The organism is Campylobacter sp. 10_1_50, assembly GCF_000238755.1.
GTDB lineage: Bacteria > Campylobacterota > Campylobacteria > Campylobacterales > Campylobacteraceae > Campylobacter_A > Campylobacter_A concisus_R.
This window is the reverse complement of record NZ_JH414887.1, coordinates 536,154-553,218: the sequence shown is the minus strand read 5'-3', so window position 1 is coordinate 553,218 and position 17,065 is coordinate 536,154. Positions and strand designations below refer to the sequence as shown.

Annotated in this window: 17 protein-coding genes; 11 read left to right on the top strand and 6 right to left on the bottom strand. The window is 42.7% G+C overall.

Going from position 1 to position 17,065, the window contains the following annotated elements; genetic code table 11:
* The first annotated feature begins 41 nt into the window (after nucleotides 1–41).
* The 4 genes from ligA to cmoA are packed head-to-tail and all read left to right on the top strand — an operon-like array spanning nucleotide 42 to nucleotide 4,248.
* Nucleotides 42–1,985 (top strand): NAD-dependent DNA ligase LigA, encoded by a 1,944-nt coding sequence (gene ligA / locus HMPREF1019_RS02770; RefSeq protein WP_009294154.1) that lies wholly within the window; start codon nucleotides 42–44, stop codon nucleotides 1,983–1,985.
* Nucleotides 1,975–2,688 (top strand): 23S rRNA (cytidine-2'-O)-methyltransferase TlyA, encoded by a 714-nt coding sequence (tlyA, locus tag HMPREF1019_RS02765; protein WP_009294153.1) that lies wholly within the window; start codon nucleotides 1,975–1,977, stop codon nucleotides 2,686–2,688. Before ligA ends, tlyA begins: the two co-directional genes overlap by 11 nt.
* The gene (locus HMPREF1019_RS02760; protein WP_009294152.1) at nucleotides 2,654–3,547 is read left to right on the top strand and encodes a bifunctional riboflavin kinase/FAD synthetase; all 894 of its coding nucleotides are present in this window, start codon (nucleotides 2,654–2,656) and stop codon (nucleotides 3,545–3,547) included. The genes tlyA and HMPREF1019_RS02760 overlap by 35 nt, the downstream gene beginning before the upstream one ends.
* On the top strand, nucleotides 3,544–4,248 hold the full coding sequence (gene cmoA / locus HMPREF1019_RS02755; protein ID WP_009294151.1) for a carboxy-S-adenosyl-L-methionine synthase CmoA: 705 nt from the start codon (nucleotides 3,544–3,546) through the stop codon (nucleotides 4,246–4,248). Before HMPREF1019_RS02760 ends, cmoA begins: the two co-directional genes overlap by 4 nt.
* A gap of 145 nt (nucleotides 4,249–4,393) precedes the next feature.
* Here cmoA and fdhF read toward each other — a convergent pair whose 3' ends face one another.
* Nucleotides 4,394–6,670, bottom strand: a complete 2,277-nt coding sequence (fdhF, locus tag HMPREF1019_RS10630; RefSeq protein WP_410369106.1) for a formate dehydrogenase subunit alpha — start codon at nucleotides 6,668–6,670, stop codon at nucleotides 4,394–4,396.
* 352 nt (nucleotides 6,671–7,022) lie between these two features.
* A complete protein-coding gene (gene rpsO, locus HMPREF1019_RS02740; protein WP_004317763.1) occupies nucleotides 7,023–7,295 on the bottom strand; it encodes a 30S ribosomal protein S15 in 273 nt (90 codons plus the stop codon).
* Nucleotides 7,296–7,441: 146 nt separating this feature from the next.
* Between rpsO and HMPREF1019_RS02735 the strand changes: the two genes are divergently transcribed.
* The 7 genes from HMPREF1019_RS02735 to HMPREF1019_RS02705 are packed head-to-tail and all read left to right on the top strand — an operon-like array spanning nucleotide 7,442 to nucleotide 13,950.
* Nucleotides 7,442–7,846, top strand: a complete 405-nt coding sequence (locus tag HMPREF1019_RS02735) for an Rrf2 family transcriptional regulator (protein ID WP_004317794.1) — start codon at nucleotides 7,442–7,444, stop codon at nucleotides 7,844–7,846.
* A 2-nt stretch (nucleotides 7,847–7,848) separates the two neighbouring features.
* A complete protein-coding gene (gene flhA, locus HMPREF1019_RS02730; RefSeq protein WP_009294148.1) occupies nucleotides 7,849–10,044 on the top strand; it encodes a flagellar biosynthesis protein FlhA in 2,196 nt (731 codons plus the stop codon).
* 9 nt (nucleotides 10,045–10,053) lie between these two features.
* Nucleotides 10,054–11,079 (top strand): DHH family phosphoesterase, encoded by a 1,026-nt coding sequence (locus HMPREF1019_RS02725; protein ID WP_009294147.1) that lies wholly within the window; start codon nucleotides 10,054–10,056, stop codon nucleotides 11,077–11,079.
* A complete protein-coding gene (locus HMPREF1019_RS02720) occupies nucleotides 11,076–11,303 on the top strand; it encodes a hypothetical protein (protein ID WP_009294146.1) in 228 nt (75 codons plus the stop codon). Before HMPREF1019_RS02725 ends, HMPREF1019_RS02720 begins: the two co-directional genes overlap by 4 nt.
* 9 nt (nucleotides 11,304–11,312) lie before the next feature.
* Nucleotides 11,313–11,723 (top strand): tetratricopeptide repeat protein, encoded by a 411-nt coding sequence (locus HMPREF1019_RS02715; protein ID WP_009294145.1) that lies wholly within the window; start codon nucleotides 11,313–11,315, stop codon nucleotides 11,721–11,723.
* 17 nt (nucleotides 11,724–11,740) lie between these two features.
* A complete protein-coding gene (locus HMPREF1019_RS02710; protein ID WP_009294144.1) occupies nucleotides 11,741–12,670 on the top strand; it encodes an aspartate carbamoyltransferase catalytic subunit in 930 nt (309 codons plus the stop codon).
* Nucleotides 12,671–12,672: 2 nt separating this feature from the next.
* Nucleotides 12,673–13,950, top strand: coding sequence for a dihydroorotase (locus tag HMPREF1019_RS02705; RefSeq protein WP_009294143.1), 1,278 nt, complete (start codon nucleotides 12,673–12,675; stop codon nucleotides 13,948–13,950).
* A gap of 87 nt (nucleotides 13,951–14,037) precedes the next feature.
* Here HMPREF1019_RS02705 and HMPREF1019_RS02700 read toward each other — a convergent pair whose 3' ends face one another.
* The 4 genes from HMPREF1019_RS02700 to HMPREF1019_RS02685 are packed head-to-tail and all read right to left on the bottom strand — an operon-like array spanning nucleotide 14,038 to nucleotide 16,994.
* On the bottom strand, nucleotides 14,038–15,327 hold the full coding sequence (locus tag HMPREF1019_RS02700) for a M28 family peptidase (RefSeq protein ID WP_009294142.1): 1,290 nt from the start codon (nucleotides 15,325–15,327) through the stop codon (nucleotides 14,038–14,040).
* A gap of 17 nt (nucleotides 15,328–15,344) precedes the next feature.
* Nucleotides 15,345–15,602, bottom strand: a complete 258-nt coding sequence (locus tag HMPREF1019_RS02695; RefSeq protein WP_009294141.1) for a heavy-metal-associated domain-containing protein — start codon at nucleotides 15,600–15,602, stop codon at nucleotides 15,345–15,347.
* Nucleotides 15,595–15,918, bottom strand: coding sequence for a hypothetical protein (locus HMPREF1019_RS02690; protein WP_009294140.1), 324 nt, complete (start codon nucleotides 15,916–15,918; stop codon nucleotides 15,595–15,597). Before HMPREF1019_RS02690 ends, HMPREF1019_RS02695 begins: the two co-directional genes overlap by 8 nt.
* Nucleotides 15,915–16,994 carry a transglutaminase-like domain-containing protein gene (locus HMPREF1019_RS02685; protein ID WP_009294139.1) on the bottom strand — a complete coding sequence of 360 codons (1,080 nt, stop codon included), beginning with the start codon at nucleotides 16,992–16,994 and terminating at the stop codon, nucleotides 15,915–15,917. Before HMPREF1019_RS02685 ends, HMPREF1019_RS02690 begins: the two co-directional genes overlap by 4 nt.
* Between the last annotated feature and the right edge of the window lie 71 nt (nucleotides 16,995–17,065).

The window sequence follows — 17,065 nt, the reverse complement described above, 5'->3', positions numbered from 1 at the left end:
AGTATGTTTAAGATAAAATGCGGTGTAAATTTGGAGCAAAAATGACAAAACAAGAGTACGAAAAAGCGGTAGATACGCTAAATGCGTGGGCAAAGGCCTACTACGACGAGGACGAGCCACTTGCAAGCGACGAGGAGTATGACGCGCTATATCACGCGGTGCTTGAATATGAGAGGGCAAATCCCAGTGAAATTTCGCTATTTTCGCCGACTAAGCGAGTGGGTGGGGGCGTAAAAGAGGGCTTTAGCAAGGCAAGCCACATAAAGCGCATGTGGAGCATGGAGGATATCTTTAGCCTTGGCGAGCTTGATGCGTGGCTAAAGCGTGGTGAGAAGGAGAATTTGACCTTTGTCGCTGAGCCAAAATTTGACGGAGCGAGCCTAAATTTACTCTACGAAAATGGCGTTTTAGTTAGGGCGATAACCAGAGGCGACGGCGTTACCGGCGAAGATGTGACGCAAAATGCAAAGACGATAAATTCTGTTTTAAAGAGTATTAGCTACAAAGGGCTCATTGAAATCCGTGGCGAAGTCGTCATAAGAAAAGATGACTTTGAGCTACTAAACGCAGAGCGCGCAAAAGAGGGTGAGGCGCCACTTTCAAACCCTAGAAATGCAGCCGCTGGAAGCCTTAGACAGCTTGATAGCGCGGTAACTGCAAAAAGAAAGCTACTTTTCATACCTTGGGGCGTGGGCGAGCAGAGCCTTGGGCTAAAAGATCACAGCGAGGTGATGAAATTTGTGCGAGATCTTGGCTTTGAGAGGGATGAATTTTTTAAAATTTTAAAAAAAGATGAGCTTGAGGCTGCCTATAACGAGCTACTAGCGAGCCGTGAGGCAAAGAGCGTGATGATGGATGGCATGGTGATACGAGTAAATGACCTTGCACGCTGTGAAGAGCTGGGCTACACGGTCAAATTTCCAAAATTTATGGTGGCGTTTAAATTTCCAGCCATTGAAAAGGTGACTAGGCTAAGAGATGTCGCACTTCAAGTTGGCAGAAGCGGCGTAGTAACGCCTGTTGGCGTGCTTGATGAGGTAAATATAGACGGAGCCAATGTAAAATCCGCCACCCTTCATAACTTTGACGAGATCGAGCGCCTTGGCGTTATGAAAAACGACTACATCGGCATCATCCGCTCAGGAGATGTGATACCAAAGATCACAAAGGTCTTTAAGGATAGGCGAAATGGCAGCGAGCAAGCGATTGAGAGGCCTAAATTTTGCCCAGTTTGCGGCTCGCACCTGCTTGATGAAGGGGTCTTTGTAAAGTGCCAAAATTTAAGCTGCAGGGCAAGAGTGGTGGGCTCAATAATTCACTACGCGTCAAAAAAATGCCTAAATATAGACGGCCTTGGCGATGCGATCGTAAATTTGCTATTTGACAAGGGGCTAATTGCTTGCATAAAAGACATTTACGGCCTTAAATTTGATGATCTCATGGCGCTTGAGGGCTTTAAAGAGAAAAAGGTAAATAACCTTTTAAATGCCATTGAGGCTAGCAAAGGTGCGGAGCTATCGCGCTTTATCACCGGTCTTGGCTGCGAGCACATCGGCGAAGTGGCGGCTAAAAAGCTAGCAAGTAGCTTTGGACTAGGCTGGCTTGATGCTAGTTTTGCTGAGCTAACCTCGCTTGAGGGTTTTGGCGCAGAGATGGCAAATAGTTTAATCGACTTTGCCGAGGTAAATAGAGATGAAATTTTAGCACTAAGCCAGATCGTGCAGCCAAGCGTGACGCAGGTGCAGAGCATCTCAAACGCGCTAAGTGGCAAGACGGTCGTTATAACTGGCACGCTAAGTCGCCCAAGAGATGAGATAAAAGCCGAGCTTGAGAGTTTTGGCGCAAAGGTTTCTGGCTCAGTTTCTAAAAAAACGGACTTTGTCTTAGCTGGCGAGGAGGCTGGTAGTAAGCTAGAAAAAGCAAATGAGCTAGGCGTGCTGGTGATTGACGAGAGCGAATATGAGAGGCTAAAACTTGAGGTTTGATAATTACGTCGCAAGCGTTTTAAATATAAGTAGAAACAAGGCGAGCGAGCTAATAAAATCAGGCAAGGTGCTAACAAACGGCGAAATTTGCACCAAGGTTTCAAGCGAGGTTAGCGAGGCTAAAATTTCACTGCTTGATGAAATTTACGTTGGGCGAGGTGCTTTGAAACTAAAGAGTTTTTTGGAGTCGATGAAATTTGACCTAGCTGGCAAAAATGCACTTGATATCGGCAGCTCAACTGGCGGCTTTATGCAAATTTTGCTTGAGCGTGGCGTAAAGAGTATGACTGGCGTCGATGTGGGCACTGATCAGCTAGACGCCAGCCTAAGAAGCGACGAGCGAGTAAAAATTTATGAAAAAACTGACGTCAGGGGGTTTGCCAAAACGCACAAAAATGAATTTAACCTCATAACCTGCGACGTGAGCTTTATCTCTTTGGCTGAAATCTTGCCAGCCATTTGTGAGCTTGCAAGTGAGAATTCGCTCATTATCACGCTTTTTAAACCGCAGTTTGAGGTGGGCGTTGGCGTAAAACGCAACAAAAAAGGCGTTGTCACTGACGCTAAGGCTGTAAATTTAGCGATGAAGCGCTTTGAAGTACTAGCAAGTAGCTTGAAATTTGAACTGATAGCTTGCAAAGAGTGCGAGGTCAAGGGAAAGGAAGGAAATGCCGAATTTTTCTACGCTTTTAACAAAAGATAATATCACTGCCGTTGCGATCGGGCACTTTGACGGCGTGCATAGGGGGCACAAGCAGCTTTTAAAACAGCTTGGCGAGTTTGGCGGACTTGTCGTCATCGACAAAAACAAAGCCAACATCACGCCAAAGCTAAAGCGAGCCGAGTACTCAAACTATCCTTGCTTCTTGTATGATTTTGAGAGTATAAAAGGGCTTAGCGGTGAGGAATTTATCGCACTTTTAAAGAGGGATTTTAAAAATTTAAAAAAGATCGTTGTCGGATTTGATTTTAGATTTGGCAGAAATAGAGCGTGGGACAAGCACGATCTGAAAAGGATTTTTGATGGCGAGGTAGTCGTCGTTGATGAGGTTTGTTATGACGGCATGGGTGTGCATAGCTCATCCATCAGAGAGCTGATACGCCAAGGCAACATCGATGAGGCAAACAGGCTAATAGGCAGGGAGTACTCGATCGAGGGCAACGTGATAAAAGGGCAGGGCATCGGCGCAAAAGAGCTGGTTGCTACGCTAAATTTAGATATAAAAAGCTATCTTTTGCCGCGCGAAGGCGTCTATGCGACAAGAACGAGGATGGGCTCATACACCTATGGCTCGGTCACTTTTATAGGCAACAGGCTTAGTACGGATGGAAATTTTAGCGTCGAGACGCACATCTTAGACGAGGTCGCGCCAAAAGTGACAAAGCACGTCGCCGTTTGCTTTATAAAACGTTTGCGCGATAATAAAAAATTTAATAATCTTAGCGAGCTAAAAAAGCAGATAAAACGCGATATAAACGAGGCTAGACAGTGCGTGGGCGTGTGCGATCTCTTTTTTGGAGAGACGATGAGATACTTTGACGGATATGGAGCTGGTATATGAGAGATGAAATTTTTAAAGAGCCTATAAGCAAGCAGTTTGAATTTGATGACTTTGTGGCGAGCGTTTTTGATGATATGATCTCGCGCTCGGTGCCATTTTACGACGTTAGCTCAAATTTAAATGCAAAGTTGCTTGCTAAAATTTTGCCAAAATCAGCAAAAGTGTGCGACCTTGGCTGCTCTACGGCAAATAGCCTGCTTTTGATAAATAACCTTAGAAACGACCTCGTGCTAAGTGGTGTGGATAACTCTGAGGCGATGCTAGCAAATGCAAAAAACAAGGCAAAAGCTTATGGGGCTGATATAGAGTTTATTTTGGGTGACATCTTAGAGTGCGAGCTAGAGGGCTTTGACGCTGTTTTGGCAAACTACACTTTGCAGTTTATAAGACCGCCAAAAAGGGCTGATCTGGTGCAAAAAATTTATAACGGACTAAATGAAAATGGCGTCTTTTTGTTTAGTGAAAAGATCATCTTTGAAGATAAAAAGCTTACTAAAAGCGTCATAGAAATTTACGAGGACTACAAGCAAGCGCAAGGCTACTCACGCTACGAGATTGCCCAAAAAAGAGAGGCGCTTGAAAATGTGCTGGTGCCATACACTGAAGAAGAAAATAGAAACTTAGCCTTAAATGCTGGCTTTAAGCGTGTCGAGAGCACATTTAAATGGGGAAATTTCATGAGCTTTTTGGCGTTTAAGTAAATTTAAAAATATTTGCCTTTGTATTTAAATATAAAATTTAATCATAAACATTGAATTTAAAATTTAGATTTTGCTTTGCAATGTCAGCATTTTTGGATAATGAAATTTAATAGTAAAGAAATTTAGCGGGAGTTACCCGCTAAATTTACTCATTTATCGCTGCGTTTCCGTGGTGGTGGAAGTCATCGTAGATGATCTTTGAAGTTTGGAATTTCTCGCGTTTTAGCTCGCGAACTCGTAAAAATTCCTCTTCATCAATCTTTTTGATCTGGATAGCTGCTTTAAATGTCGGAGTCTTACTGATGTAGTCCCAACCGCTGCTTGTTAGCTCGTTGCAAGAGCTCTCCCAGTAGTGGAAAGTCATCTGGATGATGCCATCAGGCACGATGTCAGTTACTTCAGCTTTTACGACGATGTAGCCGTATCTGCTCCACGCTTTGATAAAGTCGCCTTGTTTTAGTCCGTATCTTTCTGCAAGCGCTGGGTTCATCTCAGCGATAGGTCCGATGCTATCTCCGCCCTCTTCGATGGCGCGTGAGCGTCTTGTCATGGTGCCAACTGTGTATTGATAAACCTTTCTTGTAGTTAAAAGCTGTATCGGATACTCAGCGTCAGTCTTCTCATCAACTGAACCAGCCATGATAGGATACTCAGGTGACATATTCATCTTCTTAGCAAACTCAAGTTTTGCGCTCTCGATCTCATCAGCCTTATCCACAAATAAGCAAGGCACAAAGCGACCTTTGCCATCAGGAGTAAAGAATTTCTTATCAAGATAGAGGCTTTGACCGCCCATATCATCTTCAGTTGGGCATGGCCAGTGAAGTCCGTGATATTTTTTAAGTCTATAATAGCTCATACCGCCGTAGCGTCTAGGGTCGCATTTTCTAACTTCTTCCCAAATCTCTTCTGGTGAATTAAAGTTAAATCCCTCAGTTGCGCCCAAACGACGTGCGATCTCGCAAACGATCCACCAATCTTGTCTAGCATCACCTGGAGGTGTGATGACTGCTTCGTTGTGCTGGACACGGCGCTCTGCGTTTGTGTAAAGACCCTCTTTTTCGCTACTTGCAACGCCAGGGAGTACCACGTCAGCTTTTAGTGAAGTCTCAGTTAAAAATAGATCTTGAACCACGTAGAAATCGACATTTGCGATGCCTTTTAAGAAGTGGTTTGTATTTGGCTCAGAGATGACTGGGTTTTCGCCGATAGTCCAGAAGAAATGCACTCTGCCATCAAGGATCGCATCAGGTACTTCAGTTTTATGGATACCTATCTTTGAGTTTAAAAATCCAGGTTCTAGGTGCCACATTTTCTCAAACCAAGCTCTTTGCTCTGGGTCGGTGACTGAGCCAAGATTTGGGAATATATTTGGCAAAACGCCCATATCGCAGCAGCCTTGAACATTCTCTTGACCTCTAAGCGGCAAGTCGCCTGTGCCAAGCTCGCAGATATTGCCAGTGATCAAGAATAAATTTGATACATCACAAACTCCGCCAACGCCGTGGTTGAAGTGAGTTACGCCCATGCCGTGAGTGATGACGGCTGGTTTTGTTGTAGCATACATTCTAGCAGCTGCTCTGATATCCTCTGGATTTAGCCTTGTGTATTTAGCTACAACCTCTGGGGCATAGTCTTTTACAGCTTCTTTAACGTACTCGATGCCTATTGTGTGATCTCTTACAAATTCCTCATTTACAAGGCCTTCTTCTATGATAGTGTAAAGAAGTGCGTTGATAACTGGGATGTTGTGCTCAGGCTCTAGCTGCAAGTGGATGTCGGCTCTACTTGCAAACTCAGTCTTGATAGGGTCAATAACGATCAGTTTTGCACCGCGGTTTAGCGCTCTTTGGATGTGCATAGCTGCGATTGGGTGACCATTTTCTGGGTTTGAGCCTATCATTAATATACAGTTACTATAAGTGCCAATCTCTGTAAAGCTATTTGTGGCAGCTCCGTTTCCGATTGTTTTAGCAAGTCCTGCTACTGTCGGAGCGTGTCAAATTCTAGCGCAGTGATCGACGTTATTTGTACCAATTACAGCGCGCATTAGCTTTTGAGCGACGTAGTTGTCTTCAAGTGTACAGCGTGCTGAGAAGTTTCCTGCTAGTGAGTCAGGGCCGTATTTCTCTTTTGCCTCTTTCATTTTTTCTACGACAAGATCAAGCGCCTCGTCCCAGCTGGCCTCTTCAAATTCACCATCCTTTGAAAAGACCCCGTTTTTCTTTCTAATAAGCGGCTTTGTAAGTCTGTCTGGACTTGCAACGTAGTCCCAGCCATAGAAGCCCTTTAAACATAAATTTCCTTGATTGACTGGATTGTCCTCAACGCCAGTAGCGGCACGAACGACGTTGTTTTCCACGTGCAAGGTTACTTGACAGCCTGTCCCGCAATAAGGACAGATGACTTTGCCTTCTTTCATCACTTTCTCCTTCTAATTATGCATTTTCTGCATATTTATTTTGAGTAATATTACTAGCGCAAAACTTAATCTTTTATGAAAATTTCTTTATTAAAAAATAAATTTTTATTTTTAAGATAAATTTAAACTAAATTTTTAAAAAGCGTATATATCGGAATTAAAAAAATATGCCAAATTTGCATAAATTTCTAAAATTTATCAAATGAAAAGTAAATTGTGTAAATTTGACACAGAAGCTAAAATTATTAAATTAATTTTACATATTTACGAAAAAGTGAAATTTAAATGAAAGGAAGTTGTAAATTTAAAGTAGTGGAAAATTTAAATGGAGAGCAGGTCGCTCTCCGTGGGATTATTTATCTCTTAAGCCAAGCTCAGAGATTAGTTTTGAATATGTAGTGTAGTCTTTGTTTTTAAGATACTTTAAAAGTCTTTTTCTTTGACCAACTAGTTTCAAAAGACCTAAACGTGATGAAAAGTCTTTTTTGAAAATTTTAAGGTGTTCTGTAAGTTCAGTTATTCTAGCTGTTAAAAGAGCTATTTGAACTTCTGGAGAGCCTGTATCTCCCTCTTTTCTAGCGAATTTCGCAACTATTTGAGCTTTTTTAGCCGAATCCAAAGCCATGATGACCTCCTGATTGGTGAATTTTGGAAGAGCGATTATAGCATTTAAAACATAAAGTTAGATAAAATTACGCTTTTTAAAAATTAATGAAAAATGCAGTAAAAATTTAATAAAATTAGGGCTATTTAAAGAGTTAAGGAAGATAAATGCTTTTTACAAAGGCAAGCGAATACGCTCTACTTTCGCTTATTTTAATATCTCAAAAATCATCTCCAGTCGATGTTGATACGATCTCAAATGAGCTTAAAATTTCAAAAAGCTTTCTGGCAAAAATTTTACAAAATTTAGCAAAAGATGGGGTTTTGAAGTCATTTAAAGGAGCAAATGGCGGTTTTGCACTAAACGGCGAACCTGAAAATTTAAGTATAAAAAAGATAATCGAATGCGCCGAAAAGCGCGAACTAAGCGTCTTTGAGTGCTCATCTTCAGCTCTTGGTTGCCCGTCAAACAAAGCCTCAAGCTGTCAAATTTGGTCGATGTTTAGCGGCCTTCAAGGCAAGATCGACGAGATGCTTGACGCGATAAAACTAAGTGACATCGTTAAGAAGTAAAGTTGGCAAAGCAAAAAAATAATATCTTGACTCTTGTCGCACCGTTTCTTGCGCCAATTGTCAAATTTAAAAGTCTTAGCATCGTTGGCATCATCGTTGCCATCCTTGCTATCATCATCGTGCCGCTTCCAAGTGCGGTGCTTGACTTTTTCTTGGCGCTTTCGATCTCGATTTCTGTGCTTATTATTTTGATATCTATTTACGTGCCAAAGCCGACTGACCTTAGCACGTTTCCAACGCTCATTCTCATCATCACGCTTTTTCGCCTCTCGCTAAACATCGCAACCACGCGTATGATCTTAAGTGAGGGTCACAACGGCCCAGAAGCGGTCAGTGAGATCATCTCAAGCTTTGGAAATTTCGTAGTTGGTGGCAACTTCGTCATCGGCACTATCGTATTTTGTATCTTGGTGCTCATAAATTTCATGGTCGTAACAAAGGGTTCAACCCGCGTGAGCGAGGTGCAAGCACGTTTTACACTTGATGCGATGCCTGGTAAGCAAATGGCGATAGATGCGGATCTAAACGCAGGTCTAATCGACGAAAAAACGGCGCGCGAAAGACGTCAAGCCATCATCGGCGAGGCAAATTTCTACGGCGCGATGGATGGTTCGTCTAAATTTATAAAAGGTGACGCCGTAGCTGGCATCATCATCACTATAATTAACATCATTGGCGGCTTTGCCATCGGCTCGTTTCAACACGGCCTTGATATGGCGACATCGGCTCAGTACTACACGATCTTAACTATCGGCGATGGCCTTGTGAGCCAGATCCCAGGACTTATCACTTCAACAGCGACTGCTATCATCATCACAAGGGCTAGCAAAGACGACGAGGACTTTGCAGAGGGCACGCTAAATCAACTATTAGGCGACTATAAAACTTTGCTGATAGTGGGCTTCATACTATTTATGTTTGCCCTTGTGCCAGGACTTCCAACCCTATCTCTTGGCTTTATAGCGCTACTATTTTTGGGGCTTGGCTACATCATCAAGCAGACCAAAGATGGTGGGCTAAATTTAAGCCTTGCGCCAAAAGAGAAAACTGCTTCTAAAAAGGCTGGAGCCGCTGCGCCAAGTGGGGCAGGGGCGGCAGCTGCGAGTGGTGGGGCTACTAAGGCGCCAAAGAAGAGCGACGAAGAGATCGCAAGAGAAGAAGAGACTAAGATAAATGACATCTTAAAGCTTGAAATTTTAGAGCTTGATCTAGGATATGGCCTACTAAAGCTAGCTGACGTGGATCTCATTGAGAGAATTCGTGCTATGAGGCGAAATATCGCTTCAAGTCTTGGCTTTTTGATGCCAAAGATAAGGATACGCGACAACCTCCAACTACCACCAAACGAGTACCGCTTTAAGCTAAAAGGCATCGTGATCGGTCAGGGCGAAATTTACGCGGATAAATTTCTAGCGATGGATAGTGGCCTAGTGAGCGAGGATATAGAAGGAATTCCGACAAAGGAGCCAGCTTTTGGGCTAGATGCTCTTTGGATCGATGCTAGCGTCAAAGAGGACGCCATACTTAGCGGATATACGATAGTTGATCCTGCAAGCGTCATCTCAACGCACATGAGCGAGCTTATCAAGCAAAATGCAGCCGAGCTTCTAACTCGCCAAGAGACGCAAAATTTACTAGACAAACTAAAGATCGACTACCCAGTCGTGGTCGAGGATACGCTAAGGATCGCACCTATAAATTTGATCCAAAAGGTCTTAAAAACGCTGCTTAAAGACAATATCCCGATCAAAGACCTACTTAGCATACTTGAAGCCATCAGCGACATCGCCGAGGTTAGTAAAAATTTAGATATGATCATCGAGCACGTGCGTGCAGCGCTTTCACGCGTCATCACCTCGCTTTATGTAGATGAAAAGGGTCAGCTAAATTTCTACATCCTAGACACCGCCGCGCAGCAAAAGCTCATGGATGCGGTGCAGTATAAAGACGGCGCATATCACTTGATGATAAATGTGGCGCAGACATCATCTATCGTGCAAGCACTTAGGCGTGAAAAAGAGAAACGGCCAATGAGCCAGCACGGAGAGATGGTGCTTTGCGTGGAGCCAAGCTTGCGCAAATTTATAGCAAATATCTGCGCAAATTTCGCCATCGACATAGTGGTACTAAGCTTTGCTGAGATCTCGGCAAATACGCCATTTGAAACAGTTGGCGTCATAGAAATAGAAAATTTATAAAGGAAAAAGATGAAAATTTATCACCTCTCACACACCGATCTTGACGGATACGGCGCGCAATACATAACAAATTTTTACTTCAAAGATGTGAAATTTCTAAACTCAAACTACGGCAGAGAGATAGATGATAAATTTGCTCAAATTCTATCTGAGATAGATGCCTCAAACGATGATAAAAACGTCATTTTGATCACTGATCTAAATTTAACTCCGGCTCAGTGTGAGAGCTTTGAGGAGATGATAGAGGGCAAAAATATAAAGCTATTTTTGCTAGATCATCACCAAAGCGGCGCTGAGTGTGCGAGCGCTTACTCATGGTATTTTTTGGATAGTTCAAGGTGCGCTACAAAGATCACTTACGACTTTTTTGCGGGCATTTTTGGTCAAAACAAGGAGCTTGAAATTTTTAGTGACGTCGTAAATGCAGTGGATATATGGCTAAAAGATGATAAAAATTTCGAGATGGGTAAGGTCTGCTTGGGGCTTGTGGCAAATGCTAAAGAGATAAATAAGGTGATGTTTGAAGCTGAAAACAACCTTTATATGGATCATCTCTTAAAAGAAGCGAGTAAATTTTTTAACGAGAAAAACGACTATATCGGCCTTGACATGCAGGTGCATGCCATTAAAAAGTCATTTTTCAAAGAGGATAAAGACGATACGCTAAGCAACCTGATCTCAAACTACGTCGTAAAAAAACTTAGTGAAAATAAAGAGAAATTTAGCATAAGCTATAAAGATCATAAAGGAATTTTAACCTACAATGTCGGCAATGTTTCTGTTATCGGCAACGATTTTTTAGTGGCAAATCCTGAATTTGACTTTTTTATCGACGTGACAAATAAAAAAACGCTAAGCTTTCGTGCAAATGGCAAGTTAGACGTTAGCGCCATGGCAAAACACTTAGTTGGTGGTGGCGGACACGTGAGTGCTAGCGGTGGCTTGTTTGCAAATTTCAAAGATGGCTTTAGCTATGAGCCGATCAAGGCGCAGATAGTTGATCTAATAACTAAAAAAACACAGGAGGAGATATGAAAGAAGAAGGGGTAAGCGTAGAGGAGCTTAGCTACGAGCTTAGCATGGTGCTTGAAGCGATGTTTTACTATGCTGGCGTGAAAAAAGATAAGCTTGAAGAGGCGGCAAATCTCTATGTCGAGTGCATCGACGATGCGCTAGAAAACTCTGATGCTAGCGGTAGCGACGAGGTCATAGAGATAGTTGAATATATGAAAAAACACCATCCAAAGTTATTTAAATAAGGAGAAAATATGAAGAAAATTTTAGTTTTAGCGGCGGCGCTTTTTGCGTTAAATGCTATGGCAAATGAAAATTTAGACAAGGCAAATGAGCTTTATGCAAAGAAAAATTTTAACGAGGCCTATCTTGCTTTTAATAAAGCTTGCGGCGAGGGCGAGAAAAAGGCCTGCACGATGAATGCGATCATGCTATTTAACGGCGACGGCGTGGCAAAAGATAGAGCTCAGGCTGAGAAAATTTTTACAAAAATGTGCAACGAAAATGAGGGCATGGCGTGCGAAAAACTAGGCGAAATGACAGCTTATGGCCTCATAAAAGACAAAGATGATAATGAAGCAAAAAGTGAAGAGAAGGCAAAAGCTTTGTTTAAAAAAGCTTGCGACAACGGCTACAAGCCAGCTTGTGACTTTGTAACAAAATAGATCAAAAAGGGCTTAAAATGGGCTACAAACATAAAGATTTGATAGGAACTAGAGAGCTTAGCAAGGAAGAAATTTTATATTTTCTAGAGGCGGCAAAAGAGTTTAAGGAGCTAAATTTAAGCCAAGTGAAAAAAAATGACTACCTTCGCGGAAAGACCACGATCAACGCATTTTATGAAAACTCTACAAGAACTAGAACATCCTTTGAGATCGCAGCAAAGAGGCTTGGAGCTGATACGATAAATTTCAGCTCGTCAAGCTCTAGTGTGACAAAGGGCGAGAGCCTAAATGACACGATGAATAACATGGCTGCTATGAGAACTGATATCATCGTGCTTCGTCACCCAAGCTCTGGAGCGGCGAAATTTGCAGCTGATAGAACAGAAGCTAGCGTCGTAAATGCAGGGGACGGCACAAATGAGCACCCAAGCCAAGCTCTGCTTGATCTTTTCACACTAAGAGAGCATGGCAAAATTTTGGACAAAAATTTAAACGTGGCTATCATCGGTGACATCGCTAGAAGCCGCGTGGCAAGGTCTGACATCTGGGCGATGAAGAAATTTGGCATAAATTTAAAGCTATTTGCGCCAAGGATGATGATGCCAAAAGACGCTGAGGTCTTTGAGTCTCAAATTTGCAAAAATATGGAGGAGGCTTGCGAGGGTAGCGACGTCATCATCATGCTTCGCATCCAACTAGAGCGTGGCGGTGCGGACGTGGCATTTCCAAGCTCGAGAGAGTACTCGAAATTCTTTGGACTAAATAAAAATAGGATAAAGCTAGCAAAGCCTGACGCGATCGTGCTGCACCCAGGACCGATAAATAGGGGCGTGGAGTTAAATTCAGACGTGGCTGATGGCACGCACTCAGTCATACTAAATCAAGTTGAAAACGGCGTTGCTATAAGAATGGCGATACTAAATACGCTTGCAAAAAATAGGGACTAACGATGAAAATAGCAATAATTAACGGCACTATCGTAAATAGCGACGAGAAATTTAAGGCAAATATCCTAATAGAAAACGGCAAAATAGCCAAAATCGGAGGTGAGAAATTTGAGGCTGATAAGGTCATAGACGCTACAAATAAGCTCGTCATGCCAGGACTTATCGACATGCACGTGCATTTTCGCGATCCTGGTCAAGAGTATAAAGACGACATCATCTCAGGCTCGCAGGCGGCCGTGGCTGGAGGAGTGACCACCTGCCTTTGCATGGCAAATACAAACCCAGTAAATGACAATGCCTCGATCACAAGAGCGATGATAGAAAAGGCTAAAAACTGCGGACTGATCGATCTTTTACCAATCGCAGCCATTAGCAAAGGGCTTGGTGGCAATGAGATCGTTGAAATGGGCGATCTTATAGAAGCTGGAGCAGTTGCATTTAGTGATGACGGCCTACCAGTGACTAGCTCAAGCGTGATGAGAGCGGCACTTGAGTACTCAAGCATGTTTGGTAGCTTTTGTATAAGCCACTCAGAGGACTGCTCGCTTTGCAGGCAGGGCGTCATGCACGAGGGCAAGGTCTCAGCCATACTTGGACTTCGCGGCATGGCGAGAGAGAAAGAGGAGATCGCAGTGAGCCGTGACATGCTGCTTGCAAAGCTTACCAAAGCGCACATCCACATCGCTCACGTAAGCTCGGAGTACTCGCTAAAGATCATCGAAATGGGCAAAAAAGAGGGCATAAACATCACTTGCGAAGCCACACCTCACCACTTTAGCTTTAGCGACAATGAAATTTTGAAAAATGCCTACGATACAAATTTCAAAATGTCGCCGCCACTTCGTGAGATAAGCGACGTAAAAGCGGTAAGAGAGGCGCTAAAAAGCGGTCTTATAGACGTTATCGCCACCGATCATGCACCACACCACACAGATGAAAAGATAGTGGAATTTGACAAGGCGCCATTTGGCATCATCGGGCTTCAAACCCTTGTGCCACTCACTCTTAAGCTCGTAAATGAGGGCGTTATAAGCTTAGAGCGCATGGTAGAGCTAACTTCTACAAATGCAGCTAAGATGCTAAATTTAAAAGATAAGGGCAGACTTGCTGAGGGCATGCTAGCTGACATCGCGGTAATAGACCCTGAGATCGAGTATGTTTATGATGAAAAGATAAACCGCTCAAAATCGGTAAATTCTCCACTTTTTGGCAAAAAGCTAAAAGGCGCAGCGACTACCACGATAAAAAGTGGCAAGATCGTTTATGAGTTTGGAAAATAATCTAAATTTGCTCGTGCTTGCGGGCAAATTTGCTTTAGATGCTTTGAGATATAAAATTTGCTAGAAATTTCTAGCAAATTTTACTTTTTATGAGTTATACTTTTTAACTATACCGCGAACGACTTTTTCTATAAAAAGTGCAGAAGCTACTTCGCAGTGCTCTCTTGTAGAGTGAGGTGAGTAGATGTTTGGTCCAATAGAACATGCACTAAGACCCGCCTTTTTCTCTAAAAGCACTCCACACTCAAGGCCGGCATGCACAGCTGTTATCCTTGCATTTGGCTTATAAATTTTAAGCTCTTCTAAGATATCGTTTGCAAATTTATCATTTACTGGTTTCCAAGCTGGGTTTCTATCTTTTGAAATGACATTAAAACCAACCGCTTTTGCAAGCTCTGAAATTTCAAATTCCATTCTATTTAGGCCGTCTTTACTCATTGACCTTGCAAAAAACTCCACTTCAAGCGTGCCGTCGTCTTTAATCTTTGCAAGTGAGAGATTGACGCTATCTTGTGGTATGCCTAGCTCGCAGTTATAGGCTCTTACGCCTTGTGAAAATGAGTTAATAAGTGCTAAAATTTTATCGCCGTTTTCTAAAATTTCATCTCCCTTGCCAAGCTTTTTCACGCTTAAATTTTCACACTCGCTCTTTAGCTCTTTATCGCTTAACACAAGCGCAGTTGCGCTACTTGGAATAGAGTTGCTTCGCTCACCACCTTCAAATTTAACAAGCTTGCAACCATTTTTAGTCACAAATGCCGCCAAAACCTTGATCGCATTTGGAATATTTTTATGTATCTCGTTGCCAGAGTGTCCGCCAGGTAGGCCACTCACTTTTACCTCATAAAGCGTGCTCTCTTTTGTTTTTTTGCTATTAAGCGAGATAGTAGCAAATAAATTTACACCGCCAGCGCAGCCGATAGTTACGCGGTCGTCCTCTTCGCTGTCTAAATTTAAAAGCTTATCAGCTTTTAGATCGCCGCTAAAGCCAGCAGCTCCGACCATGCCGACCTCTTCGTTGTTTGTAAAGAGGCACTCAATGTCGTCAAATTCGCTTATCATCTGCATCATGATAGCCACGCCTATGCCGTTATCCGCGCCTAAAGATGAGTTTTTAGCCCTCATGTAGCCATCATCGCCATAAACTATCTCGATCTTTGGCGCATCGCCCATGCAGACCATATCATAGTGGCTTTGCAAGCAAATTTTTGGCTTGCCTTTAAAGGCATGAACGTTGCCAAAACTATCGACCACGACCTTACAGCCCTTATCTTTTGCATAGCTAGCCAGAAAATCACGCATCTTATCAGTCTCATAACTGCAGTGTGGTATCGACGCAAGTGTCTCAAATTTCGCTAAAACTTCGCTCTTTGACATATTTGCCTCCTTTAAATTTATTTTATCTCGCCCTTATAGCCAGTCGCATCGACCGCCTTTAAAAGCTCTTTTTCATCGACCTTGTCATCTGCTATAACGACAGCTTTTCGCTCTTTTAGCGATACATCTGCCTTTTTTACGCCCTCAACGCTAAGTGCAGCCTTTCGCACTATCGCCGTGCAAAGCGGACAGTGCATGCTAGGCACTGAAATTTCTATCTTTTTATCAGCGTAGCTTGCAGCCACCAAAAGGGCTAAAACTAAAATTTTACGCATAAATTTCTCCTAAAAGCTCTGGATATGTGAGGAGTAAAAGCAAAATCACTCCAAAAAGTATATATATAAGTATCCATTTTTTCTTTTTATAGCTTAGGTTGCAACTTTTTGGCTTGTAAAATAGAGCCACACCTGAGATCACAAAGCAAATGACGGCCACGACGCTCAAAGGGACGCGGTACTCGTATAAATTTTGTGTCCAAGATAGAAAAGAAAAAGATGTGCCAAAAAGCAAGAAAAGAAGTGCCGGTAAGCAGCACAAGGTAGCGCCGATAGCACTACCTATGGATGTTAGTATCAGCCAAAAGGCTCTCATTTTAGCTCTGTTGAGACGTAGTCGTAGCTAAATTCTTTTGGCGAATAATAGTTTTGTGTGTTGCCATCAACTTCAGCGTATGGATAGCCAAAGTTGTTTAGCGGAGTTTGCTCTGGGGTTGGCTTTAAGATAAAGTCGCGTCCGTAGTTAAAGCCTATCCAGCACATCTCCCAGTTGCCAAAGCAATAATCCCTAACAGCTTTGATCTTAGCGTCATCGTTTGTTAATTTCTCGCCCAGTCTTACCTTCGTAACGTCAGCTGGATCAACCGGTATCCAACCATAGCCTTTTAGGTAAAACTCAGCCCTGCAGTGCTGTCCGCCTGAAATTTTAGCCACGCCGTCTTTTGCGCTACCCATCTGATCTGAAAATCTAGACTGACCAACCCTGATACCAAAAATTTCTCTTGCAGGGATGCCAACTGATCTGCAAAGTCCCACAAAAACTGAGTTTATGTCAGTGCATTTGCCAACTAGTTTGCCACTTTCTAGGATCGCTTTAACATCGCCTGTGCCACATCCAAGGATGCTGTTATCACGCTGCATAGTGTTTGCAACCCACGTATAGATCGCTTTTGCGCGCTCCAAATCGCCTTTAGTATTGCCGATAATCTCTAGCGCTTTTGCTCTTACGACGCCGTCAGTTGGGATGTGTGAAGTTGGTTTTAAAAACTCCAAAACAGCTGGATCGACCTTCTCATTTGGATCATAATTTACCTTGCTAAAGTCGGTATTGCGCTCTGTTGTTTGAATTTTAAACTGGATATTTAAAATAGGTCTTTGCTCGTTCTCTTCAAAATCGCTATACATTGTTGGTATTAGCGTGTCTGAGATATAGACGTTTTTGGCGGTTGTGTTTATGACGTAGTCTTGGGTTAGTTGCTGATAAGTGGTGCTTAGCGGAAGGGGCAGCCAAATTCTCGAGCTTTTGCCCTTTTCAAGAAGCTGGTGTTTAAAATTTACGTCGAAATTTCTAACTACTGGGTTTGCTGGCTCGTCGCTAGCTAGAGTGACACTTGGAAGCAGACTTGCTGCACCTAAAAAACTACTAAATTTAAAAAAATCTCTTCTTTGCATAAAATGCCTTTTTGCTTAATCTTAGCCAAACTTGGCTCTAAAACTGCCTGCTATTCTAGCATAAAATTTTT

Coding starts and splice junctions, on each gene's coding strand:
- ligA (WP_009294154.1), top strand. CDS start 42: ATGACAAAACAAGAGTACGAAAAAGCGGTAGATACGCTAAATGCGTGG.
- HMPREF1019_RS02760 (WP_009294152.1), top strand. CDS start 2,654: ATGCCGAATTTTTCTACGCTTTTAACAAAAGATAATATCACTGCCGTT.
- cmoA (WP_009294151.1), top strand. CDS start 3,544: ATGAGAGATGAAATTTTTAAAGAGCCTATAAGCAAGCAGTTTGAATTT.
- rpsO (WP_004317763.1), bottom strand. CDS start 7,295: ATGGCTTTGGATTCGGCTAAAAAAGCTCAAATAGTTGCGAAATTCGCT.
- HMPREF1019_RS02735 (WP_004317794.1), top strand. CDS start 7,442: ATGCTTTTTACAAAGGCAAGCGAATACGCTCTACTTTCGCTTATTTTA.
- HMPREF1019_RS02725 (WP_009294147.1), top strand. CDS start 10,054: ATGAAAATTTATCACCTCTCACACACCGATCTTGACGGATACGGCGCG.
- HMPREF1019_RS02720 (WP_009294146.1), top strand. CDS start 11,076: ATGAAAGAAGAAGGGGTAAGCGTAGAGGAGCTTAGCTACGAGCTTAGC.
- HMPREF1019_RS02715 (WP_009294145.1), top strand. CDS start 11,313: ATGAAGAAAATTTTAGTTTTAGCGGCGGCGCTTTTTGCGTTAAATGCT.
- HMPREF1019_RS02710 (WP_009294144.1), top strand. CDS start 11,741: ATGGGCTACAAACATAAAGATTTGATAGGAACTAGAGAGCTTAGCAAG.
- HMPREF1019_RS02705 (WP_009294143.1), top strand. CDS start 12,673: ATGAAAATAGCAATAATTAACGGCACTATCGTAAATAGCGACGAGAAA.
- HMPREF1019_RS02700 (WP_009294142.1), bottom strand. CDS start 15,327: ATGTCAAAGAGCGAAGTTTTAGCGAAATTTGAGACACTTGCGTCGATA.
- HMPREF1019_RS02695 (WP_009294141.1), bottom strand. CDS start 15,602: ATGCGTAAAATTTTAGTTTTAGCCCTTTTGGTGGCTGCAAGCTACGCT.
- HMPREF1019_RS02690 (WP_009294140.1), bottom strand. CDS start 15,918: ATGAGAGCCTTTTGGCTGATACTAACATCCATAGGTAGTGCTATCGGC.
- HMPREF1019_RS02685 (WP_009294139.1), bottom strand. CDS start 16,994: ATGCAAAGAAGAGATTTTTTTAAATTTAGTAGTTTTTTAGGTGCAGCA.